Source organism: Oryzophilus luti (assembly GCF_059726245.1).
The window spans coordinates 1,292,033-1,315,924 of the sequence record NZ_AP040874.1; the positions used below are offsets into that span (position 1 = coordinate 1,292,033).

Annotated in this window: 19 protein-coding genes and 1 other RNA gene; 5 read left to right on the plus strand and 15 right to left on the minus strand. The window is 63.1% G+C overall.

Going from position 1 to position 23,892, the window contains the following annotated elements:
• Positions 1-42 precede the first annotated feature (42 nt).
• On the minus strand, positions 43-3,753 hold the full coding sequence (locus AC6IZO_RS05655; protein WP_497808850.1) for an alpha-amylase family glycosyl hydrolase: 3,711 nt from the start codon (positions 3,751-3,753) through the stop codon (positions 43-45).
• A 390-nt stretch (positions 3,754-4,143) separates the two neighbouring features.
• Here AC6IZO_RS05655 and AC6IZO_RS05660 point away from each other — a divergent pair, with 390 nt between their 5' ends.
• From AC6IZO_RS05660 to AC6IZO_RS05670, 3 genes are read left to right on the plus strand one after another with little or no spacing between them, the layout of a single operon-like run.
• The gene (locus tag AC6IZO_RS05660; RefSeq protein ID WP_497808852.1) at positions 4,144-5,286 is read left to right on the plus strand and encodes a Re/Si-specific NAD(P)(+) transhydrogenase subunit alpha; all 1,143 of its coding nucleotides are present in this window, start codon (positions 4,144-4,146) and stop codon (positions 5,284-5,286) included.
• Between the two features lie 14 nt (positions 5,287-5,300).
• On the plus strand, positions 5,301-5,648 hold the full coding sequence (locus AC6IZO_RS05665; protein ID WP_497808854.1) for an NAD(P) transhydrogenase subunit alpha part 2: 348 nt from the start codon (positions 5,301-5,303) through the stop codon (positions 5,646-5,648).
• On the plus strand, positions 5,649-7,052 hold the full coding sequence (locus tag AC6IZO_RS05670; RefSeq protein WP_497808856.1) for an NAD(P)(+) transhydrogenase (Re/Si-specific) subunit beta: 1,404 nt from the start codon (positions 5,649-5,651) through the stop codon (positions 7,050-7,052). It begins immediately after the preceding gene.
• A gap of 406 nt (positions 7,053-7,458) precedes the next feature.
• Here the strand turns inward: AC6IZO_RS05670 and AC6IZO_RS05675 are convergent, their stop codons facing one another.
• Positions 7,459-8,463, minus strand: coding sequence for a beta-ketoacyl-ACP synthase III (locus AC6IZO_RS05675; protein ID WP_497808858.1), 1,005 nt, complete (start codon positions 8,461-8,463; stop codon positions 7,459-7,461).
• Positions 8,464-8,628: 165 nt separating this feature from the next.
• An RNA gene (gene ffs / locus AC6IZO_RS05680) (signal recognition particle sRNA small type) lies at positions 8,629-8,726 on the minus strand.
• Positions 8,727-8,929: 203 nt separating this feature from the next.
• Between ffs and AC6IZO_RS05685 the strand changes: the two genes are divergently transcribed.
• Entirely contained in the window at positions 8,930-11,137 is a 2,208-nt protein-coding gene (locus AC6IZO_RS05685; protein ID WP_497808860.1) for a transglutaminase TgpA family protein, read from the plus strand.
• 28 nt (positions 11,138-11,165) lie between these two features.
• On the opposite strand, the gene AC6IZO_RS05690 is transcribed toward AC6IZO_RS05685, so the two are convergent.
• From AC6IZO_RS05690 to lepB, 12 genes are all read right to left on the minus strand, one after another.
• A complete protein-coding gene (locus tag AC6IZO_RS05690; protein WP_497808862.1) occupies positions 11,166-12,215 on the minus strand; it encodes a Vgb family protein in 1,050 nt (349 codons plus the stop codon).
• 59 nt (positions 12,216-12,274) lie between these two features.
• The gene (locus AC6IZO_RS05695) at positions 12,275-12,808 is read right to left on the minus strand and encodes a phosphatidylglycerophosphatase A family protein (protein WP_497808864.1); all 534 of its coding nucleotides are present in this window, start codon (positions 12,806-12,808) and stop codon (positions 12,275-12,277) included.
• Entirely contained in the window at positions 12,786-13,046 is a 261-nt protein-coding gene (locus AC6IZO_RS05700; protein ID WP_497808866.1) for a DNA gyrase inhibitor YacG, read from the minus strand. The genes AC6IZO_RS05695 and AC6IZO_RS05700 overlap by 23 nt, the downstream gene beginning before the upstream one ends.
• A gap of 31 nt (positions 13,047-13,077) precedes the next feature.
• Positions 13,078-14,601, minus strand: a complete 1,524-nt coding sequence (gene rimO / locus AC6IZO_RS05705; protein ID WP_497808868.1) for a 30S ribosomal protein S12 methylthiotransferase RimO — start codon at positions 14,599-14,601, stop codon at positions 13,078-13,080.
• A gap of 117 nt (positions 14,602-14,718) precedes the next feature.
• Positions 14,719-15,153 carry an FKBP-type peptidyl-prolyl cis-trans isomerase gene (locus AC6IZO_RS05710; RefSeq protein WP_497808870.1) on the minus strand — a complete coding sequence of 145 codons (435 nt, stop codon included), beginning with the start codon at positions 15,151-15,153 and terminating at the stop codon, positions 14,719-14,721.
• Positions 15,154-15,221: 68 nt separating this feature from the next.
• On the minus strand, positions 15,222-18,506 hold the full coding sequence (carB, locus tag AC6IZO_RS05715; RefSeq protein WP_497808872.1) for a carbamoyl-phosphate synthase large subunit: 3,285 nt from the start codon (positions 18,504-18,506) through the stop codon (positions 15,222-15,224).
• The gene (locus AC6IZO_RS05720; RefSeq protein WP_497808874.1) at positions 18,506-19,105 is read right to left on the minus strand and encodes a hypothetical protein; all 600 of its coding nucleotides are present in this window, start codon (positions 19,103-19,105) and stop codon (positions 18,506-18,508) included. Before AC6IZO_RS05720 ends, carB begins: the two co-directional genes overlap by 1 nt.
• Complete coding sequence (gene carA, locus AC6IZO_RS05725; protein ID WP_497808876.1) at positions 19,102-20,226, minus strand: glutamine-hydrolyzing carbamoyl-phosphate synthase small subunit; 1,125 nt, start codon at positions 20,224-20,226, stop codon at positions 19,102-19,104. The genes AC6IZO_RS05720 and carA overlap by 4 nt, the downstream gene beginning before the upstream one ends.
• Positions 20,227-20,313: 87 nt before the next feature.
• Positions 20,314-21,027 (minus strand): hypothetical protein, encoded by a 714-nt coding sequence (locus AC6IZO_RS05730; RefSeq protein WP_497808878.1) that lies wholly within the window; start codon positions 21,025-21,027, stop codon positions 20,314-20,316.
• A gap of 10 nt (positions 21,028-21,037) precedes the next feature.
• Positions 21,038-21,664, minus strand: a complete 627-nt coding sequence (locus AC6IZO_RS05735) for an NAD(P)-dependent oxidoreductase (RefSeq protein WP_497808880.1) — start codon at positions 21,662-21,664, stop codon at positions 21,038-21,040.
• 85 nt (positions 21,665-21,749) lie between these two features.
• Positions 21,750-22,238, minus strand: a complete 489-nt coding sequence (locus AC6IZO_RS05740) for a YybH family protein (RefSeq protein WP_497808882.1) — start codon at positions 22,236-22,238, stop codon at positions 21,750-21,752.
• 138 nt (positions 22,239-22,376) lie between these two features.
• Positions 22,377-22,976, minus strand: coding sequence for a signal peptidase I (lepB, locus tag AC6IZO_RS05745; protein ID WP_497808884.1), 600 nt, complete (start codon positions 22,974-22,976; stop codon positions 22,377-22,379).
• Between the two features lie 367 nt (positions 22,977-23,343).
• Here lepB and AC6IZO_RS05750 point away from each other — a divergent pair, with 367 nt between their 5' ends.
• The gene (locus AC6IZO_RS05750) at positions 23,344-23,877 is read left to right on the plus strand and encodes a tetratricopeptide repeat protein (protein ID WP_497808886.1); all 534 of its coding nucleotides are present in this window, start codon (positions 23,344-23,346) and stop codon (positions 23,875-23,877) included.
• Positions 23,878-23,892 lie beyond the last annotated feature (15 nt).

A 23,892-nucleotide genomic window follows, 5' to 3' on the forward strand; every position in this document is an offset into this window, starting at 1 on the left:
CTTCTGCTCGAAACTTGAAACCCGAAACTCGAAACTGATTTTCTACAACACCCCTGCCTGCTCCACCAGCGCCTCCACCTTGTACCCCGCATCGGCGGCGGCGCGCAGGCGCTCGTTCAGATCGCGCTCAACTTCGCGCAACCGCTCGCGCAGTTGCTGATGCGTACCAGAGACGAACATCCGTGCGCCTTCCACGGCAGTGGCCGTCGCGTACTCGGCGGAAATCTCCACCAGCACCGGGAGCGCCGTCCACCACAGCAGTTGCGCGAACTGCTCGCGGTTGAAGTAGCTGACGCCCTCATGCTCATGCACGTTGATGAGCCAGCGCACGTCCGGATCGTTGAACCACGAATACGGCGCCTGTGCGGCGGCCGCGGGCTTCGCCTTATGCGTTGAAGCTGCGTGCGCGAACAGGTAGCGCACGCGCGCCGCCTTGCGCCAGCAATCCTCGCCGGCCAGCCCCAGCCGGTTCATGGCCTCGGCAATCAGCGGACGCAGTCGCGCCTCTTCAAACACATTCAGCGCGTAGCGGTCCGGATTCATCGGAGCCACCGTGCGCGCAAACGCCGCAAGCAGCGCCCACGCCACCACCGAGCCCCACACCGCATGCGGCCACTTTGCCTGCTGCGCCGGAAGTACCAGCAACGCTTCGGCCGGCCACTCGGTGCTGAACTCCGCCTCGAGTTCCGGCAACCTGGCGGCTGCGGCCAGTGTCTCGCGGAAGGCCGCCACCGCCTTCGCCACATCCATCTCCACTTCCGGACGCAGCTTACTGGCCTTGTCGTGCGAGAGTTCCTTCAGCACAAACTTCACCAACTGCTCGTAGAAGCCCTCCGCAATCTCAGCCACGCGCTGCGGCTCGCGAGTCCACACCCGCCACGGCTCCGCTGCAAGCTCGGAGGACTTGAGCGCGGCCAGTTCCTCGCTGGTGCGCTCGGGTCCTTCCACGGTGTCTTCCGCACGTCCGGCGGCAGCGGCTTCGGCTTCGGTCATCTCTTCCAGCGCAGGCTCGCCCACGGCCTCCTCGGCTTCTTCCACCTCGACTGGGATCGGCTCCAGCACGTGGCGCAGCGCGTCATGCAATGGACGCAGTTCGAGCACACGCAGCGCCTCGTCGAGGCTGGGCACGCCACGCCCGTTCAGCATGGCGCACAGCTCGCCCCACGGGTGCTCGGCATCTTCGCGCAGGTCGCGCCAATCGAGCAGCACCTTGTACTGGTAGGCGCCGAGTTCAAAGCGCAGGCCCTTCTCCGCAACCTCACGCGAGGCCAGCAGAAATTCCAGGCCGCTGTTGGCGTCACGGTAGGCAACGTAGCAATCGCTCTCCGTGGCCAGGCCGAAGCTCTGTGCGAGTGTGCGCTGCGTCATCGACTTGCTTCCGTCCGCATGCTTGACGGCGAAGCCGCATGAGACGCGCACCCAGCCCGCAGTGTTTCCCCAGCGGTTGTGATAGAGGATTAAGCCGCGCTCGTCGCCCTTGCGGTTCGAATAGGCGTACACGTCCTCGTTCACGTAGCCGTCTTCGGTGAAGAAGTCGTAGAGCAGGAAGTTCGCGACCTCCGCAAACAGCGGGCGGCGGTGCAACAGCGGAGAAATCTCGCGCTCATGGCGGCCCACCAGCCACTCGTCGGGGCGCTCGTCCTTGTAAGCCTTGCGGTACTCCATGCCATAGCGCTCGGCGTAGCCCTCAATCTGGCCGTGTCCGAACATGGGCAGTCCGGGCAGCGTAGCCAGCAGCGTGCAGGTGCCAAAATATTTGTCGCCCTTGCCGAACTGGTCGACCGCCGTGCGCTCGTCGGGATTGTTCATGAAGTTGACGTAGCGCTTCAGCACCTCGGGGTCGAACTCCAGCGTGTTCTTGAGCACGCTGCGGTAGTTGGCGTTCTCCTCGTCGCGCAGCATGTTCATGAACGCCGAGTTGTAGACCCGGTGCATGCCGAGCGTGCGCACAAAGTAGCCTTCCAGCAGCCAGAAAGCCTCGGCCAGCAGCAGCGTGTCCGGGCACTCCTTGGCCACACGGTCCACCACCTCGCGCCAGAACTCGGCGGGCATGGCCCGGTCGAACTCCGGCTTGGTCAACCCATGCTCGGCGCGCGACGGAATGGCCGCGCCCGTCCCCGGCTGCGGATACCACAGCCGCTGATAGTGCTGCTTGGTCAGCGTCATGGCGGCGTCAAAGCGGATGATCGGAAAGCGTCGCGCCACGTGCAGGATGGTTTGGATGACGGCTTCGCGGACCTCGGGGTTCAGGTAGTTGAGCTGCGCCGTGTCATTCCACGGGAAGCTCGTGCCGTCGTTGCCGTGGTAAATGTAGCGCGTATCGCCGCTCCAGCGGTCGGTACGGCGGAAGACCACGGCGGCGTCCGTGCGGTTGTAGTAGTGGTCTTCGAGCTTGATCTCCACGCGGCCGTCCTCGCTCAGGTCCGGCCCATTGAAGCTATAGGACGGAAACGGGCTGTACGGCAGCGAGACGAACCAGTCAGGATGCTCGGTGACCCAGCGCGAGTCGATGCCCATGTGGTTCGGCACCATGTCGCTGGCCAGCCGCAGGCCGCGCGCGCGCGCACGATCCCGCAGGTTCTGGTAGGCGGTCTCCCCGCCCAGATCGTCGGCAATGCGGTAGTCGGCGAGCGAGTAGGCGCTGGCCACCGCCTCGGGATTGCCCATCATCTGCTTCATGCGGCGGGAGGCCTTGCTGCGCTCCCAGATGCCGATAAGCCACAGGGAGTTGAAACCGCGCCGGGCAATCATGTCCAGTTCTTCGTCCGGCACCTGGTCGAGCCGGTAAATATCCCGCCGATATTTCTTGGAGAGCTGGTCGAGCCAGACGTAGACGGTCTTGGCCAGCAGCACGGTGGAAGGCATCCAGTCCACGTCGGGGCTGAAGCGCTCGTACTCCGGCTCCTTCAGGTTGAAGTGCGGAATTGCCGCCGAGGACGAGTCGCCGCCGGTCAGCCAGCCGGCGTTCTTGCCGGTGTGGTCCGCCGCCGGGCCGGGCGGGTTGAACTGCATCCAGATAGCGAGTTCTTCTTCCTTGAGCACGCCGAGCGCGGTCAGTATCTGGCGCAGGATGTCGCCCAGTTCATCGGGCCACTCCTCGCGCAGGAAGGCCAACTGCCCTGCCAGCGATTGTGGCGAGGCCAAGGCGGGCGCGCGCAGCACGTCGAGGAAGTTCTGCCGCCGCTTACCAAACTTCGGACGCGTCTCAAAATACTCGCGCAACGCGCCAGTGATCTCGCGGTAGCCCGTGCGGGCGAGTTGCACCTCGTCAAACAGCTCGGCGTAAGCGCGATAGCCGGGATTCACGTTCGCCAGCCAGAGCATCCACAGCTCTTCCAGGGCTACGGCGCGGTGCGGCGTGCCGCCTGTGGAGCCGTTCAGCCACTCCTCGGCCGTCTGCTCGCCGCGGTAGACCTTGACCACCGGGAACTGCTCGGCAAAAGCCGCCAAAGTCTTTTCCAGCCGTTCGGCACCCAGGCGCTGCCCAAAGAACTTGAGCGCGTCGGTCATCACCAGCGGGTCCTGGCGCAGGCGGTAGTTGGCGACCAGCGCGTGCAGCGCCTCGTCGATGAGGCCCATGGCGTTCAGTTCGCTGGCACGCGCGGCCTTCGCCGGGTTCTTGTCAGCCTCACGCACGCGGTTGATGCGCTCGGCAAACTCGCGCGCAGCCTTTACGTTGGCAAACACTACGTTGCCCGTCAGCGAGAACAGGGTCTCGCTGAACTGGTACTTCGCACGGGCCGAACGGGACACATGGAACTCGTACGTCACGCAGTTTTCCATTGTCGGGAAGTATACCCAATCGTGTCCGTATGCGCTTCCACTTACAGGTGGGCTGGTAAGTGGCACTGCAAATGACGCCATTTGAGCGCCCCCAAAGCGCTATCGGCCTATTCCATATCGATAAGCAGCAGTGAAGCGTCTACGAATTTTTCTTGGACGCACCGACTGTTCCAGTTCGCACGTTGAGCCACAAAAACAGGCGATTCCAGCGGGAAATGCTTGGCAGAATGCGGCGAAAGGTGGATACTTCTTCGTTTATGCCCGTGCACAATTTCCACCTTGTGAGTCTGCGGGAGATTTGTGCGCGTCGCCTGAACCAAGTATTGTGGAAGCTTACTCTTCGCAGCAATGGAGGATCCTTTGCGCGTTGCAATTCTAAAGGAAACCGCCCCTCTTGAGACCAGAGTCGCGCTGATGCCGGAGGCCGTAAAGGGCCTTGTGGCACAGGGTTTGACGGTCACCATTGAAGCCGGAGCCGGAGTCCGGGCCAGCGTGAGCGATGAAGACTACACGCACGCCGGGGCTACCATCTCCGCCGACCGTGATGAGATGTTGGCGAATGCCGACGTGCTTCCCACGGTCAACCTGTTGCCGGAAGCCGACCAGGCCAAGCTCAAGTCGGGCTGCGTCGTCGTAGGCTTCTTGCGTCCGCTGGATGCACCGGCCGAGTTGAACACCGCCGTCTCGCGCGGCGTCACCCTCATCTCCATGGAACTGGTGCCCCGCATCACCCGCGCCCAGTCCATGGACGCGTTGTCCTCGATGGCCACCGTGGCTGGTTACAAGGCGGTCATTACCGCGGCTGAGATGCTGCCGCGCATGTTCCCTCTCCTGATGACCGCTGCCGGAACCGTTCCGCCCGCGCACGTCTTTGTGCTCGGCGCAGGTGTGGCCGGTTTGCAGGCCATCGCCACCGCGCGCCGTCTGGGTGCCGTGGTGGAAGCCTATGACGTGCGCGCCGCAGCCGGCGAGCAGGTCAAGTCGCTCGGCGCCAAGTTCCTGGAAGTGGACCTTGGCGGCATCGACACCGAGGATAAGGGCGGCTATGCCAAGGAGCTGAGTGAGGAAGCGCTCGAGCGTGGACGCCAGCTCATCATCAAGACCGCCAAGACCAGCGACGTCATCATCACCACCGCGCAGGTCCCCGGACGCCACGCACCGCTCATGATCCGCAAGGAAGCGCTCGACGGCATGAAGGCCGGTTCGGTCATCATCGACTTGGCCGCGCCCAACGGCGGCAACTGCGAGCTGACCAAGCCGGGCGAGACCATCGTGGTCAACGGCGTCAGCATTGTGGCCCCGCTGAACCTTGCGGCCACCGTGCCCGTGCACGCCAGCCAGCTCTACTCGCGCAACGTCAATACGTTCCTGGCGCTGCTGCTGAAGAAGGGCGAGCTGACCCTGGACATGAACGACGACATCCTGAAGGGCGCCTGCGTCGCCCATCAGGGCAAGATCGTCAACGAGCGCGTGGCCAAGGCCCTTGCGGCCCACACGGCGTAATCAGGAGGAGAACGGTGGAACCACTAGTTCTGATTGCTTCTTTGTATGTTTTCGCGCTGGCAGCGTTCCTGGGATACCAGGTGATTTCGCGCGTCCCGCCGCTGCTGCACACCCCGCTGATGTCGGCCACCAACGCCATCTCCGGCATTTCGCTGATCGGTTCAATCGTCATCGCCGGCAAGTATGAGTTTGAGTGGACGAAGCTGACGGCGGGCGGGCCGGATTCGCGCGCCTCGATCGTCACCATCCTCGGCACCATTGCCGTGTTCACCGCCATGGTCAACGTGGTCAGCGGCTTCGGCCTCACCGACCGCATGCTCAAGATGTTCCGCCGCGAGATCAAGACGAAGGAGGCCAAGTAAATGGAATCCACCATTGCTCAGTCTCTGCCGCTTTCCCGGTACATTCTTGAGTTCACCTACCTCATCGCGTCCATCCTGTTCGTCTTCGGCCTCAAGAGCCTGAGCCACCCGGACACGGCGCGCAAGGGCATGTTCCTGGCCGAGGCCGGCATGGCCGCCGCCATCATCGGCACGCTCTGCCACCCGGACGTTCACTTCTACGGCTGGATCATCTTCGGCCTCATCACCGGCTCCATGGTCGGCGCGGCCTTCGCCATCTGGGTCCCGATGACGGCCATGCCGCAACGAACCGCGCTGTCGCACGCCTTCGGAGCCATTGCCGCCGCACTGGTCGGCATCTCCGAATTCATCATGCACAGCACGGAGATGACGGCCTTCACGCGCGGCGCACTGGGCTTTGAAGTCATGCTCGGCACGCTGACCACCACCGGTTCGCTGATTGCCTGCGGCAAGCTGCAGGGCGTCATCAAGGGCACCCCGGTCCAGTTCAAGGGCCAGCAGTTCCTGAACCTCGGCATTTTTGCCGCCATGGTCGGCTCGTTCATCTACTCGCTGATCAACCCGGCGGCGAGCGCCTTCTTCTTCCTGATGGTAGGCCTCGGCTTCCTGTTCGGCATCATGCTGGTCATCCCCATTGGCTCGGCCGATATGCCCGTGGTCATGTCGCTGTTGAACAGCTACGCGGGCCTGTCGTCGGCGGCCACCGGCTTCGTGCTCGGCAACAACGTGCTCATCATCGCCGGCACCCTCGACGGATTCAGCGGCTTCATCCTTTCGGTGTTGATGTGCAAGGCCATGAACCGCTCGATCACCAACGTGCTCTTCGGCGGCTTCGGCTCTGTTCAGCATGCTTCCACCGCTGGCGCGCAGGGCATCATGCGCGAAATCAAGATGGACGATGCGGCGATTCAGCTTCGTTACGCCAGCAAGGTCATCTTCGTCCCCGGCTACGGACTGGCGACCGCACAGGCACAGCACGCCGTGCGCGAGCTGGCCAACGTGCTCACCGACTTCGGTGTGACCGTGAAGTACGCCATCCACCCGGTGGCGGGCCGCATGCCCGGACACATGAACGTGCTGCTGGCCGAGGCCAACGTGCCTTACGGCGAGCTGTACGAAATGGACCAGATCAACCCCGAGTTCCCCACCACCGACGTCGCCGTTGTGGTTGGCGCCAACGACGTGGTGAATCCGGACGCGCGCGATAACCCGGGCAGCCCGATCTCCGGCATGCCCATCATCGAGGTCGACAAGGCGAAGTCGGTCATCGTGCTCAAGCGCGGCCAGGGCCGCGGCTTCTCCGGACTGGAGAACCCGCTGTTCTTCAAGCCGGTGACGCACATGCTCTACGGCGACGCCAAGAGCACCCTGACTTCGTTGACCGAGGCCGTGCGCAACGCATAGCAGTGAACGCAGTCTCACGAACCGGGCGGCTTCGGCTGCCCGGTTTCCTTTGCGCCGCACCGCACACCCACTCCAATGCTTTCGCATCTCCCCGGATGTCACGCTGAGCTGTGTCATCCTCAACAAGGCTCGCGCCCGCAAGCCGCCGTGAAGGATCCCCGTTCCCTCGCACTGGCCAGAACTACGCAGAGCTTTCCCGCCGCGACGTCCGCAGCCAGTCACAGGCAAGGCTCTCCGCCACTTTCACGAGAAAACTCTCGATACGCTACGCGAATGAACCTAAGTACGAAGGGATCCTTCGCTGCGCTCAGGATGACAGTGCGAGCAGTACGAACCAAAAGGAAAAGCCCCGCTCGCGCGAGGCTTTTGCACTTTGAAACCTTCCGAAACTTTTCGAAACCTTCTACTAGATCGCCCAGCGGATCAGGCTGGCGCCGCAGGTAAAGCCCGCGCCGACCGCCGCGATCAGAAGGAGGTTGCCCTTCTTGAGCTTGCCTTCGTCGATGGCGGTGCGCATGCCGAGCGGGATGGTGCCGGCCGTGGTGTTGCCAAAGCGGTCGATATTGATGATGACCTTTGCCGGATCCATCTTCAGGCGGTCCGCCGTGGCGGTGATGATGCGCTTGTTGGCCTGGTGCGAGATGAAGCAGTCAACATCCGCGCCGGTGAGCCCCTGCTTGGCCAGCACGGCTTCGGTCATCTCGGCCATCTTGGTCACGGCGTACTTGAAGACCTGGCGGCCGTCCTGATGCACGTAATGCATCTTCTGCTCGATGGTTTCATGCGAAGACGGGTGCAGGCTGCCGCCGCCCGGCATGTAGAGGTACTGCCCGCCGAAGCCTTCGCTGAGGTGCACATAGTCAATAAAGCCGAGATCCTCTTCACCTTCCTCGCAGCGCTCCACCAGCACCGCGCCCGCGCCGTCTCCGAAGAGGATGCAGGTGTTGCGGTCGGTGTAGTCGATCATGGCGGAGTTTACGTCGGCGCCGATGACGAGCACGCGCTTGTGCGCGCCGCTCTCCACCAGCTTCACGCCCACGGTCAGCGAGTAGACAAAGCCCGAGCACCCGGCGGAAACGTCAAAGCCCCACACATTCGGAATGTTCAGCTTGTGCTGCACCAGACAGGCGGTGGAGGGATAGTGCATGTCGGCCGTGACGGTGCCGACCACGATGCACTCGACGGTGTTCAGGTCCACGCCGTAGCGCGCCACCATGTCCTTGCAGGCTTCCACGGCCAGATCGCTGGCGGCTACGCCCTTGTCCACAAGGTGCCGCTCGCGGATTCCGGTACGCTCGATGATCCACTCATTGTTGGTGGCCACCATGGCCTCCAACTGTTTGTTGTCGAGAACGCGGGGAGGGACATAAGTGCCGAGGGCGCTGATCTTGGCGCGGATTGGTTTGGTCAACGGTCTTCTCCGAAAAAAACTATTTTAACAATCACGTGCGGGGTGAGGAAAGAAAACCGCCGAACGGAGCCGGAGAGCGGCTGAAACAGGCGGAAAGCCTGCTGTTCGGAGCCCTTCACGCGAGCAGCGCGCCGGGCCTCCCTGCCCTTTTGCGCGCAAAAAAGCCGGACACCGGTTACTCACTGCACACGCACTATCCCGTTACCGTTGCTTCCTTCCGGACCTGGCGGGGTTGGCGGGGTTGCGTCGCGTAAGACCGATGCCCGACATAGAAATCTTACCACGCCGCGCCCCTTGTCATCCGGCCGGGCTGTGGATTTCGGCTGCGAGCGAGCCGGACTTCCTAAGCCTCCTCAATTCGGATGCCGGCCGCAGCCCAGCCTCGCCGCACTTCCGAAACATCACGTCCTCCGCGAACTGCGCGCTGCCGCCCTCGGCCGCGCGCACTGCGGATACAATGATCTGCATGAGCACCGCCGCCAGCCCGGTTGCACCACCCAGGGAGATTGAGCGCATATTCCAGACCGCTCTCTACCTGATGTTGCTGACCGGCTTTGGCATGCTGGCCAGCACCGGGCGGCTCGACATTGACAGCGTGCTCATCGTCTCCGTGGCCCTGCTCGTGCGCGGCATCCTGCTTGTGCGTGGCAGCCTGTTCCTGCTCTCTGACCGCGTCACCTCATGGCTCGGCCTGGTCTATATCCCGGTCTATCTCGGGGACCTCTATTACGTCTCGCAGAATTTTGTGAACGCCTCGGTGCACCTGGTCATGTTCGGCATGATCGTCAAGCTGTTCAGCGTGCGCCGCGACCGCGATTTCGTTTACCTGTCACTGCTGGCATTTGTCATGGTGCTCTCGGCGGCCATTCTCACCGTAGACAGCACATTTCTTGGCCTCTTCTGCCTGTTTGTGCTGCTGGCGGTGTTCACCTTCATCACCTTTGAGATGCGCCGTTCGGCCACCGTTGCCAGCAATCATGCCGAGCTTCAGATCCCCGGGCTGCGCACGCGCCGCCGCTTTGTTCCGCCGCTGGAGCGGCTGGCCTTTGCGCTAACGCGCACCACCGTCGTCATGGTCGCGGCCATTCTTGTCGCCGGCTCCGTACTGTTCTTTCTGATGCCTCGTGTTTCCGGCGGATACCTGAGCCGCTTCGCACAGCAGAATGACATTGTCACCGGCTTCAGCGACAACGTAAATCTAGGAGAAATCGGCCGCATCCAGCAATCGAGCCAGCTGGTGGCTCATGTTCACATTGACGGCGATGAGACCGGGGCACGCGAATTGCGTCTGCGCGGTGCCGCCCTCACCATCTTCGACGGTACCCGCTGGCTGAACCCGCCGCACAACGTGGACATCCAGGGCTCGCGCCGCCTGCACAGTTTCGTCATCCGCGACCGCCAGTACAGCGCGCCCGGCTCACACACGCTGTTCGCGCACGGCACCATGCCGCAGCAGATTGAGTATCGCGTTGCGCTGGAGCCGATCGGAACCAACGTACTGTTCACCATCCCCACGCCGCTGTCCATCTCCGGCGGCTTCCGCGAGGTCTCCACCGACGGCGACCTGACGGTGCGCAACACGGATCGCGATCGCGCCACCAGCGGCTATACCGGCTTCAGCGACATCTCGCAGCCCACGCGCCAGCAACTGCTGGCCCTGAATGACGCGCTGCCCACAAACTTCCCCGAGCAGTACCTGCGCGTTCCGCCCAAGCTTGATCCGCGCATCCGCGCACTGGCGCACCAGGCGACGCGCGGCGCGCGCAATGACTACGAGCGTGCGGCGAACCTGGAACGATTCCTCGCCACGCAGTACGGCTACACGCTGCAACTGCCCAACGAGATGCCCGCCGACCCACTGGCTGATTTTCTGTTCCATCGCCGCCAGGGACACTGCGAGTACTTTGCCTCGTCCATGGCGGTGATGCTGCGCACGCTGCACATTCCCTCGCGCATCATCACCGGCTTCCGCGGCGGCGAATACAACTCGATCACGCACAGCTACATCATCCGCGCACAGGACGCGCATAGCTGGGTGGAGGCATACATCCCCGGCGCTGGGTGGCTGGCCTTCGATCCAACACCCACCGGCCCGCCTCCGGTCATCAACTTCTGGACGCGCATGCGGCTTTACGCCGATGCCGCTCGCGAATTCTGGCGCGAATGGATCGTCAACTATGACAGCGGCCACCAGCGCGTGCTCGCCGTCAACTCCGCCGCCCAGACGCGCCGCCGTGCCGACCAGGTGCGCGACTGGCTGCACGAGCGCTATGAGCACATGAAGGCCTGGGCACGCTCCACCGATGCCAACGCCCGCAACAACCCGCTGGCCACCGGACGCAAGGTCGCCTGGATTGTACTGGCGATGCTTGCTGTGCTGTTGGCTCCGCGCATCGTCCGCGCCATTCGCCGCGCCTCATTGAACCCGCAGCGGCAGCCCGAGCGCGTCGCCACGCTGTGGTACACGCGCATGACGAGGCTGGCTGCGCGTCGCGGCTGGCACCGTCAGCCTGAGCAGACACCCGCCGAGTTCGCCGAGAGCATCCCCGACGCGCCCGCCCGCGAGCTGATTGTGTGCTTTACCGCGCACTACGAGCGCGCACGCTTCGGCAACTCCGGCGAAGACGCCGCAAAGCTGCCGGAATTGTACGAGACACTGAAAACTTCGAAATAAAAGCTACTAAATAGAAATGTGAAGTACGCTACAGCAGCGGACGGTGCAGGAAGCCCTCGATGCCGCAGTGCAGGTAGTGGACGCCGCTCGAGGTTGCCAGCGCCATGGCTCCGCCGGGCGCAAACGCCAGCCCCACCAGCCCGTTGCCGGAGACAACCAACGACGGACGCGCATCAGGCGTGAAACGCACGATACCACGGCGGCCCTTGTAGGAGGCCGCAACGTAGAGGTTGCCTTCCATGTCAAAAGCCAGCCCCTGTGGACGCCCCAGGCCTCGGAAGAAGACGCGCACGCTGCCCTGCGGATCAATCTCGTAAATGGCGTCGTTGCTCGACGTGGTGGGCCCCGTTACGTAGAGGTTTCCATTTGGCGCAAAGGCCAGGTGATACGCCGCCACGCTCGGTTCCAGTGTGGCGAAGACAAAGATCTCGCGTGTGCGGGCAATCTTGAAGATGGTGCCGCTGCGATCGCCCACGTAGAGATTGCCGACAGCATCAAACGCCACGCCCGTTGCAACGCCCAGCCCGGCGGCGTAGGTCGTCAGCGCGCCCGAAGGCGTAACGCGGTAGACCGAACCATCATTGCGCGAGCTGATGTAGAGATTCTCGCTCGCATCCAGCGCAATGCCCGTGGCGTTCATCACCTCGCGCAGGAACGGATGCACATTGAAATCCACGTCGATGCGAAAGACTGAGACGGGCACGCTCTGGCCGCGCGAGCCGGAAAACGTTGCGAAGATGTTGCCATCGCTGTCGACGGCAGGGTTCGCCACCGGGTGCAGATTCTCCGCCACCGGCACGGCTATGCGCACTTCTACCGGCTCGCTCTTGCCCGCAGAGGTCTCCACCGTCAGCGGGCCGCCGGTTGCGTCCTCGGGAACCTTGGCCACGATGACGCGATTGCTGCCGAAGACGACCAGCCCGCGATCTTCGCCGAACCACACGACAGCGCGTTCATCCCCATGAATAAGGCCGTTGCCGCTGATGCGCATCTCGCCGCCCGGAAGCGCGTAACGCGGCTCCACCACGGCAAGTACCGGAAACTCCTTCACGCTGGCCAATTTCGGATCCGTGCTCATAAGCCTATGCAAGCCCTCCCCTGATTCGATGCAGCGACCGCGCGAATCAGTGCAACACGTCAGCCGAGCAAGTGCAGGTGCAGCAACAGTTGCAGGCAAAGAAAGCCGTAAACGCCCGCGCCAAGGTCGTCGAGCATGATGCCCGTCCCCTCCGGCAGCCGCTCCAGCTTGCGGATCGGCCACGGCTTCGTGATGTCAAAGGCCCGGAAGAGGATGAAACCCGCCAGTTGTGCCTTCCAGGTCAGCGGTGCCGCCACCAGCGTCAGCATCTGCCCCGCCACTTCGTCGATCACAACGTGCGACGGGTCGTCGCGATGGCAGGCGCGCGCCGTCAGCGTGGCTGCTGGAATGCCGATGGCCGTCGCCACGGCGGCAAACGCCAGGGCTCCGGCGATATGCAGATTTGCCGGAAGCCAATGCGCGATCAGCGCCCAGGTCACCACGGCTCCCGCCGAGCCCCATGTGCCGGGGCCGGGCTTCATGGCACCGGCGCCGAAGTAGGTTGCCACAATCCACGCCCAGTACGGACGCGTTGGCCCGACCGGGCCTTTCTTGGTATGCGTGTGTTCGCTAGTTGGGTCTGCCTGTACCATCGCTGCCTGTGTGCCCCTTCAATACGCCGCCCGTGCGGCGCGTCACCGGTTCATTGTACTCGGCCTCGCCGCCCGACTCCGGGTCGTTGACCGGCGTGGAAATGACGTAGCCGCCGCTGGCCCACTTGCCCAGGTCGATGGTACGGCAGCGCTCGCTGCAGAACGGAAACTCCGGGTCGGTCGTCAGCACCAGCTTGCGGCAGGTTGGACAACGCAACGATTTCACTTTGCGTGGCATGGTTCGTTCGCTCTTCCAGTCCTGGGTTCGATTATAGGAGCCGCGCGACCAGGTCGTAATCGTGCGCTTCGGTGATCTTGGCGCGGTAGAACTCGCCGGGCTTCACGTCTTCGTGCTCGCCAAAGTCGTTGATGAACACCTTGCCGTCGATATCCGGCGCGTGCGCCTGCGTGCGCGCCTCCCACAGCAGCTCGGTCTCCTCGCTCGGGCCTTCCAGCATCACTTGCACTTCGCGGCCCACCATCTGCTTGCGGCGCTTGCGGCTGATCGCCTTCTGCGCCTGCATCAGCTTCTTGCGGCGGCTCTCAATCGTTCGTTCGGGCACCTTGTTGGCCAGTTTGTAGGCGGGCGAGCCTTCTTCGTCCGAGTAGGCAAAGACGCCAAGCCAGTCGAACTGTGCGGCCTTCACAAACTCCAGCAGCGCGGCAAAGTCCTCTTCCGTCTCGCCGGGGTAGCCGACAATGAACGACGTGCGCAGCGTCAGGTTCGGAATCGCCGCTCGCATCTTCGCGATCGACTTCAGGAATATCTCGCCGGAGGCTCCGCGCTTCATGCGCTTCAACACCGGGGCCGACGCGTGCTGCAAGGGTACGTCAATGTAACTGCAAATCTTGTCGTGCGCCGCAATCGTCTCCAGCAGCTTGCCGGTAATCTTGTTCGGGTAGGCGTAGAGGAAGCGCACCCACTTCAGGTCAGGAATCGCCGCCAGCCGCTCCAGCAGCAGCGCGAGTCCATCCTTCAGTCCGAGGTCCTCGCCGTAACAGGTGGTGTCCTGTCCGATCAGATTGATCTCGCGCACGCCCTGTGCCGCCAGTTTCTCGGCTTCAGCCACCACACTCTCCACGCGGCGCGAGCGGAACTTGCCGCGCAGTTGCGGGATGATGCAGAACGCGCAGGGGTGATCGCAGCCCTCGGCAATCTTGATGTACGCCGAATGCTTCGGCGTGGCCAGAATGCGCGGCGTGGCGTCGTCGTAGAGATAGTCCGGTAGCTCCGCGTGCGCGCCCTGCCAGTCGTTGCGTGAGAAGCGTCCGGCGCGTTCGCGCGCTTCGCCCTCCGCGCGCGAGGCGTGGTCATGCTCGTGCTCGATGCCCGATTTGAGCGCCTGCGAGGCCGACGTGCCGTTGATGATCTTGAACGGCGAATTCTTCTCTGCGGGTTCCACGGGCGTGATGCCCGCCGCCGCCAGAATCGCCTCCAACTCGCCGGTGCCGACTACGGCATCCACCTGCGGAATCTGCGATTGAATCTCGTCGCGGTAGCGCTCCACCAGGCACCCGGCGACGATCAGCTTCTTCGCGCGGCCTTCGGTCTTGTAGTTCGCCATCTCCAGGATGGTGTCCACCGACTCCTGCTTGGCCGAGTTGATGAACGAGCAGGTGTTGACGACGATGATATCGGCGTCCTCCGCGCGCGGCGTGATTTCCGCGCCACCGGAGGCGAGCATGCCCATCATCACCTCGCTGTCGACAAGGTTCTTGGGGCAGCCCAGCGAGACAAAGCCGACGCGCGGCCGGGGCTGTGAAGTTGCGGTTTTGTGTTTCTTCTCTGCCATCGTTGTACTTCAATTCTACCAGCGCCGGAGCACCTTCCGCCCGGCATACCGGCCGCTGCGCGCAACAGAAAGGCCCCGCTTGCGCGAGGCCTCTCCAGTGAACTTGAACGGATGCTGCTACTTTACGCTCAGCAGCTCGACTTCAAAGATGAGCGTCGCGTTCGGCGGAATCGGGCCGATGCCGCGCGAGCCGTAGGCCATCTCCGGCGGAATGCGCAGCTGGCGCTTGCCGCCGACCTTCATGCCCTGCACGCCCACTTCCCAGCCCTCAATCACCTGGTGCTGACCATTGCTGAACGTGAATGGCTGGCCACGATCAAGCGAGCTGTCGAACTTCTTACCGCTCAGCAGCCATCCCGTGTAATGCACGGTCACGGTCGAATACGCGCCGGCGACCTTGCCAGTGCCTTCCTTCAGGTCCCAATATTGCAGTCCGCCACGCAGCGTCTTGCCCTTGCCCTGCACCGGCGTGGGCTTGCTGTTGTCGGGCTTCTGCGCGAACACCGAACCAACCATCACCAGCATGAGTGCCGCAATCATCCAAACTTTCATCGTTGTCTCCTTGTAAGACTCCGCCGTGCATTGTAAACCACGGCCTTGCGCCGCTCTCCGCAACGCAGCTATGCCTTCGCTTCTTCCTTCGCCTTGCGCTCCGCGTGCAACTGCTGGAGGTTGAAGACGTGCACCTGTCCGCTTTGCAGCGCGGGAATGCCTTCAATCGCAGCGCGCGCCGCCGAGAGCGTGGTGATGGTCGGAATGCGTCCGTTGATGGCCGCGCGCCGGATCGCCTTCTCGTCGAACCAAGGCTCCATGCCATGCGGTGTGTTGATGATGAGCTGAATGCGGTCACCCTTGATGAGGTCAACCACATTCGGGCGGCCTTCCTTCACCTTGAAGACGCGCTCCACCTTCATGCCCGCGGCTTCCAGCACATCGGCCGTGCCGTGCGTGGCCACAACCTTGAAGCCGAGATCGACATAGCGCCGCGCCACATCCGCCACATGGTCCTGATCGCGCTTGGCCACCGAGATGAACACGGTTCCGCGCGACGGCAGCAGTTGCCCGGAGGCAAGCTGCGCCTTGGCAAAGGCTTCGCCGAAGTTGTCGGCCACGCCCATCACCTCGCCCGTCGAGCGCATCTCCGGCCCCAGCACGGTGTCCACGCCCGGGAACTTGTTCCACGGGAAGACCGGCGACTTCACAAAATAGCGGTCTCCGGTGCCGAGCGGCTGACCGCTTGCCACGGCCTCCGGCAGCAGTTCTTTCAACTTGCGTCCGGTCATCAACCGCGAGGCAATCTTCGCCAACGGCACGCCCGTCGCCTTGGAGACATACGGCACGGTGCGCGAGGCGCGCGGGTTCACTTCGATGATGTACACCTTGTCGCGCTGGATGCCGTACTGCACGTTCATCAGGCCGACGACTTTGAGCGCCTTGGCCAGTTGGAAGGTGTACTGGCGCAATGTGTCCAGCACGGCCTTCGGGAGGTCGACCGAGGGCAGCACGCAGGAGGAGTCACCCGAGTGAATGCCGGCCTCCTCGATGTGCTGCATGATGCCGCCGATGACCACGTCCTCGCCGTCGCTCAGCGCATCCACATCCACTTCCGTCGCTTCCTCCAGAAAGTGATCGATCAGCACCGGGCGATCCTGCGAGTACTCCACGGCGCGGGTCATGTATTCCTTCACCGAATCATCATCGTAGGCAATCACCATCGCGCGTCCGCCGAGCACGTAGCTGGGGCGCACCAGCACCGGGTAGCCGATGCGGTTGGCCACTGCCAGCGCCTCGTCCACGCTGGTGGCGGTGCCTCCCGGAGGCTGCGGAATGTTCAGGTCTTCGAGCAGCTTGCCGAAGCGCTTGCGGTCTTCCGCCAGGTCAATCGACTCCGGCGAAGTACCGATGATCGGCACGCCAGCGCCCTTCAGCGGCAGCGCCAGGTTCAGCGGAGTCTGTCCGCCGAACTGCACAATCACGCCGATCTCGGCGCCGCCTTCGCGCTCGTGGTCGCAAACAGCCTTCACGTCCTCGAAGGTCAGCGGCTCAAAGTAGAGGCGGTCGCTGGTGTCATAGTCGGTGGAAACCGTTTCCGGGTTGCAGTTGACCATGACGGTTTCGTAGCCGTCTTCGCGCAGCGCGAATGAGGCGTGGCAGCAGCAGTAGTCGAACTCAATGCCCTGTCCGATGCGGTTCGGGCCGCTGCCGAGAATGATGACTTTCTTCTTCGGCGTCGGCGTGGCTTCGTCCTCTTCCTCGTAGGTGGAGTAGAGGTAGGGCGTGTAGCTCTCGAACTCCGCCGCGCAGGTGTCCACGCGCTTGTAGACCGGGCGGATGCCCAGTTCCTGACGCTTGTTGAAGACCTTCACCTGGTCGCCACGCTGGTGCATACCCCACATCTCGGCCAGCTTCGCATCGCTCAGGCCAAGCCGCTTGGCCTCCAGCATTTCGTCGTGCGTCACCGTGTCAATGGAGGTCTCACGCAGCTGCTTCTCCAGTTCGCTCACTTCCTGCAACTGGTAGAGGAACCACGGGTCCATGCCGGTCAATCGCGCGGCCTGCGGCACGGTCATACCGTTGGAGAGCGCGTGGCGCAGATACAGCAGGCGCTCCGGATGCGGCGTGACCAGCCGCTTGGTGACGATGGCCGGAACAATCTTCTCCGACTCCAGCTTCTTGCCCGTCTCCAGTGAGCGCACCGCCTTCAACAAAGCCTGTTTGAAGGTGCGGCCAATGGCCATCACCTCGCCCACCGACTTCATCTGCGGGCCAAGGCCCTCATCGGCGCCGGGGAATTTTTCAAACTGCCACTTCGGAATCTTGACGACCACGTAGTCGAGCGTCGGCTCAAAGCAGGCCGGCGTCTTCAGCGTGATGTCGTTGGTGATCTCGTCGAGCGTGTAGCCCACGGCCAGCTTGGCCGCGATCTTCGCAATCGGGAAGCCGGTGGCCTTGGAAGCCAGCGCCGAGGAGCGAGACACGCGCGGATTCATCTCGATGACGATCATGCGGCCGTTCTGCGGATTCACCGCGAACTGCACGTTCGAACCGCCGGTCTCCACGCCGATCTCGCGCATCACGGCCAGCGCGCCGTCGCGCATGCGCTGATACTCGCGGTCGGTGAGCGTCTGCGCCGGAGCCACGGTGATCGAGTCGCCCGTGTGCACGCCCATCGGGTCGAAGTTTTCGATGGAGCAGATGACGATGACGTTGTCCTTCATGTCACGCATCACTTCCAGCTCAAACTCTTTCCAGCCGAGCACGCTCTCTTCGATCAGGACTTCATGAACCGGGGAGAGGTCGAGGCCGCGCGCCAGCAACTCCAGCAGCTCTTCGCGGTTGTAGGCAATGCCGCCGCCGCTTCCGCCCAGGGTGAACGACGGACGCAGCACCACCGGGAAGCCGATCTTGGAGGCAAAGTCCATGCCGTCCTTCAGGTTGTTCACCAGCGCCGAGCGCGGCACATCCAACCCGATGCGCGTCATCGCATCCTTGAACAGCAGGCGGTCTTCGGCCTTCTTAATGGCTTCAAGTTGCGCGCCAATCAGCTTGACGCCGTACTTTTCCAGTACGCCATTGTCGGCCAGCTCCACCGCCAGGTTCAGCGCGGTCTGTCCGCCGACGGTGGGCAGCACGGCCATGCCCTTGCCCACGCCCAGCTCCACCTCGCGCCGGATGATCTCTTCGAGGTAGGTGCGCGTCAGCGGCTCAACGTAGGTGCGGTCGGCCATTTCGGGGTCGGTCATGATGGTGGCCGGGTTCGAGTTCACCAGCACCACCTCAAAGCCCTCGGCCTTGAGGGCCTTGCAGGCCTGCGCGCCCGAGTAGTCAAACTCCGCCGACTGGCCGATGACAATCGGCCCCGAACCGATAATGAGAATCTTCGAAATATCTGTGCGACGTGGCATTACTTTTTTGACGTGTCCTTCAGGAATCCTGCAAACGGCAACTGTTCAACCTTCTTGATCTCGTACGCGGGCGGAAAACTCTTCGCCTGCGCAGGCGCCGGAATCTCCTGCCCGGTCTGAACGTTGTGGTAGCTCTGCTGGCGCTTCTGCACGTTGCCCTTCGCGTCGAAGGTCATCTCCGTAAAGCGCATGCAGCCGCAGCCTGGCATATCCATGTAGCGGTCAATGACGTGGAGCAGCGCGCCGCTGGGCGCGTAGCAGAACTGCCCGGTGTGCATGGTGGTGCCGCCGGGCGATTCGTGCCAGTCGATCATCAGGTTCTTCTCGCGCCAGGCGCGCATCTGCGCGTTGTCGGTCGCGGCCGGCGGCGTCGCCGTGCTCACTTTCTTCCACTGGCCTTCCACCGAGCGCGAAAGCACAATGGCCTTGGTCGGGTCCGGATCGCTGATGCCGCACTCGTGCGCGAACTGCACGCGGCTCGAGGGCTTCATGCCATGCGGATTCACCGCCTGCCCGCCCTGTGCCCCGCCGTGCGAAGGCGCCATCTGCGCCGCGGCCACGCCGCAAAGCATCAGCAGCGCCGCCAGCATCCGCTTCACTTCGCCCCCCCGGACTTCCACTCGTTCATCAGCTTCACGAAGTCCGCGAACAGGTAGTGCGAATCGTGCGGACCGGGCGAAGCCTCCGGGTGGTACTGCACGCTGAACAGCGGATAGCTGCGGTGACGCATGCCTTCCAGCGTGTTGTCGTTCAAATCCACGTGCGTCAGCTCCACCTCGCTCTGCTTCAGCGAATCCGGGTCGACGGCGAAGTTGTGGTTATGCGCCGTGATCTCGACCTTGCCGGTCGTGAGCTGCTTCACCGGGTGGTTGCCGCCGTGGTGGCCAAACTTGAGCTTGTAGGTCTTGCCGCCGAGCGCCAGGCCCGTGAGCTGATGCCCCAGGCAGATGCCGAAAATCGGCACGCGCCCCAGCAACTGCTTGATGTTCTTCTGCGCGTAAGTGACCGGCTCCGGGTCGCCCGGGCCGTTGGAGAGGAAGACGCCATCCGGCTTCATCGCCAGCACGTCGTCGGCGCTCGTCTGGGCGGGCACCACCGTCACATCGCAGCCGGAGCCAACCAGCTTGCGCAGGATGTTGTGCTTGATGCCGAAATCGTAGGCCACGACCTTGTAACGCTCGGCCAGTTCCACGTTCACGCCATCCAGGTCGGGCTTGGTCCAGGCGTAGCTGTTGCGCGTGGTCACCACGCTGGCCAAGTCCGTGCCGTCCATTTTGGGGAACGAGCGCGCCATGGCCACCAGCTTCCCGGTATCGGTCTCGCGGGTGGAGATGACGCCGCGCATGACGCCATAGGTGCGCAAATGCCGCACCAGCGCGCGCGTGTCAATGTCGGAGATGACCGGCACGTTGTGCCGCTCCATGTACTCCTCGCTCACCTGCTTGGAGCGCCAGTTGCTCGCCACCCGGCTGAACTCGCGCGTCACCAGGCCCTCTATGTAGGGCTTCGACGACTCATCGTCATCGGGGTTGGTGCCGTAGTTGCCAATTTCCGGGTTCGTGAGAACGACGATCTGTCCGGCGTAGGAAGGATCCGTAAAGATCTCCTGATAGCCGGTAATGGAGGTATTGAAAACAACTTCGCCACGGCATTCGCCTTTTGCACCGTAGCCTTTGCCGCGGAAGATGCGCCCATCTTCAAGCGCCAGGATTGCTTGCATCGCAACTCCGGAGTGTGGATTTCATTGATTTTACCAGCTTGAGGCCCCATCCCCCAAACACATCCGCGGTTGTATATACAGGAGCAATCAAGCAACCACTGTCACTTGCGCCCTCTCGCGCCTTCTCACACGCCACTGCCACGCAAAAGCAGCAAAAATGATGAGACTGAGGACCAGCCAAAGCACGCCGCCGAGGCCCACGAGCAGCATCTTGCCATCATCCCCGCGGACAGGATTTCCGGCACCCTCCGTGAGTAGCAGCCCCGTACCCAGCGCCCCAATCGCCAGAGCCACAGTCGCTGCCACCCCATCCAAAACATGCAACCGAGGTGAGGCTGCCCCTCTACGCAACGCTGACATCACTTCGATGGCGCGACCCAGCACAAACCAGAAGACCGTGCCGAAGATGCTCCATGTGATTGCACGCCAGTGCTCCAACAAAACGGCCTGCGGGACATACGCTCGCGTCGTGGCAATCGAGTAAGGCAGCTCGAAACTCGCGGCGGGAAGATTCAGCGCAATCGGAACTTGAAACCGTATCCGCGCCAGCATGAGCCGGCGTGATGCGGGGCTGCCTTCCGCAGGAAGCTCAATGTTGATTGCCGGGCGTGACGGTTCCCCAGTGGCCTGGCTGCTTCCGCCTTCTCCGTTTGTCCGCTGGTATCCCGGAAACGCTTCTCCCGTTGCCAATTGCAGATAGACCAGAGGCAACAGCGGCATGAGGAGTCCGAGGCACAGCAGAAATTCCGCCAATGGCAGCCACCAGCGCCACTGTATCGTCGAGGTTCCGGTTTCTGTCACTCTTCTCCCCTCAGTAGCTCATGCTGGGCGCCTTGTGCAGCCACTGGCGCTCGCTGAACTCTCGCAGCATGAACTCGGCCACGTCGGCGCGGGAGATCTTCGTGTTTGCCCCGAGCCGTAAGTCTTCCGCCACGCGGTAGTGGCCGGTGCGCGGGCCGTTGGTCAGCGCCGTGGGGCGCACAATCGTCCACTCCAGGCCGCTCGCGCGAACTTCAGGATCGATGATCGCCTTGTCCGCATAGGGCGCGGCCAGCAGCGTGCGCGCCACCAGCTTGAAGCTGAGCTTCGCGTATTGATAGCTGTCGCTGGCGCCGTACGAACTCATGTAGACCAGCCGCCGCAGGCCCATCTGCTTCATCACCTGCATGACATTGCGCGTGCCGCGCGAGATGATCTGCTGGTTCCTGAGCAGGTTGTGCTGCCCCAGGCAGACAATGGCTCCGGCGCTGCCCAGCAGGGTTTTGCGGCAGGCTTCCGGGTCCATCACGTCGCCGAGCACCACGCGCAGGTTCGGATGGCTGATGGTCATGCGCGACGGGTTGCGCACCAGCGCGCGCACGTTGTGTCCGGCATCGAGCGCCTGCTGCACCACCTGCAAACCGGTCGGCCCGGTCGAGCCAAAAACGGCAAGAATCATAAGGGTTCCCCGCGTGGAAGAGTTTCTGCGCCAACAGCATACCGCAGCGGACGGCTCGCATGAATGAGCAACGCACCGTGTCCAGCTAATCCTTGATTGCCTCGCCGCCATCCCACACAATGCGCCAGTTTCCATCCTTCTGCTTGCGCCAGATGGTGATGTACTGGCCGCGAACTTCAAACGGCTTGCCATTGGCGACGAACTTGGCCACGAAGTGTCCGCGCGTGAAGCCCATGCGGCCGTTCTCCACGGCGCGGGCCTCATCGGCGGCCCAGGTCAGCGACGAGCTGGGCGCGCCATAGTTCTCCTGAATCGACTTGCGTACAGCCTCCGGCCCCACGGCTGGAGCCTCGCCCGTGTCCTCCACGCCGTTGGGCGCAAACCAGGTGGCCCAAGCCTCGGCGCCGCGCGCCTGCCAGTCATCGCAAAAGGCTTTTTCCGCCGCCAGCAATTCCGTCTCTGCCGCGGCCATCACCTCGGCCTTTGACGCCGCAGGCTTCATCTCCTGCGCCCAGGCAAAGGCCGTCCACAACGCACACACCAGCACGCTCAACAGCAGCTTCCGCATTGTCATTGCTTCCCTCGCGCAGAACATGGCGGGCCACCCGCGCCCGCAGAGTGGCGGAACTCTATCGCAGAAGCCTGCGCGAGTCCAGAAGGACCGGATTTTGGGCAAAAATGGAAAGTCTTTGAGGGTGTGCCGTGAGCGGCGCTAGTTCAGCTTGCCGACCTTGCTCGCAGGCCAGTAGGCGAAGACCGCCTTGCCGAAGATCAAGTCGCGGTCGACCGGACCGAACTCGCGGCTGTCGCTGGAGAGGTTCCTGTGGTCGCCGAGCACGAAGTAGGTTCCCGCGGGCACCACCGCCGGCAGGTAGGAGCGCTCGTCGCGGAACTCGGCAGGAACGTACGGCTCCAGGATCTGGCGGTTGTTGACGAAGACGCGGCCGTCGCGAATCTCGACCGTATCGCCCGGCACGCCGATGACGCGCTTGATGTAGCTCTTGCTGTGGTCGAACGGGTAGCGGAAGACCACCACGTCGCCGCGGTCAATCGACTCCCAGCGGTAGATGAACTTGTTGACGAAGATGCGTTCCTGATCGCACAGCCCGGGCAGCATGCTGGTGCCTTCGACCTTCACCGGCTGGTAGACAAAGACGATGATGAAGACCGCGACAGCAATGGACATGGCAATGTCGCGCACCGCGCGCATGGTCTGCACCAGTGACTCAGGCATTGCCGTTTTCGGCTCCTGACCGTCGCCGATCCCCTGCTCTACCGCACTGCCCTCGGCCTTTGCCTGCTCTTCGCTCATCCGACTGCCAGTCTCCTTCCCTATCTTAGACGCAACCGCCCTGTGGATGAAATCCGGGGGCGGCCATGCCCTTTCGAGCGCCACCCCGCCGCCCGCCGGGAACCACGCCCCGGAAATTCCTGTATACTCAGGGCGTTATGGCGGCGCGCCGGGCAGCAAGGGGCACGCCCGGGCAGCGGGTTGACGCCGATTCCGCAGGCGGGTATAAAGCAATATTCCAGTGTGTTGCGGACGGACGCTCTCGTCTCTCCCCCAGACGACCCCGGCGCGGAGGTACGTTTCCGGCGAGAGTCCGATAGAGCCGAAGGTACGATTGCGGCGAAGCTGTCTTACTAATTGCGGTTAAAAGACGAAAGAAGCTGTGGTCATGGTCGCGAAGAAAACCAATACTCCCATCCCCGATCCCAAAGCCGAGATGCAGCAGGCCCTTCAGAACTATGAAGCCGCGCTGAAGCACATGCAGGCGCAGAAGTTCGACAAGGCCAAGCCGCTGTTTGAGAAGGTGATTGCCAGCGGCCCGCGGCAGCTCGTCGACCGCGCCAAGATGCACCTGAACATCTGTGTGCAGCAACTCTCGCGCCAGCAGACCACCTTCGCCACGCCCGAAGAGCACTACGACTACGCCGTCTCGCTGATGAACATGGGCGACTTTGTGGGCGCGCGCGAGCACTTTGAGCAGCTCACGCACGACAAGCCCTCGCTCGACTTCGTCTGGTACGGGCTGGCCGTGCTCGAGTGCCTGACCGGCCACACCAGCCCGTCGCTTGAGCACCTGGCCAACGCCATCCGGCTGAATCCGCAGAACCGCTTCCAGGCGCGCAATGACTCGGACTTCCGCAACATGGCCGACGATCCGCGCTTTACGGAGTTGCTCTATCCGGAAGGCACGATGAGCTACTAATTCGCAACGGGAGGG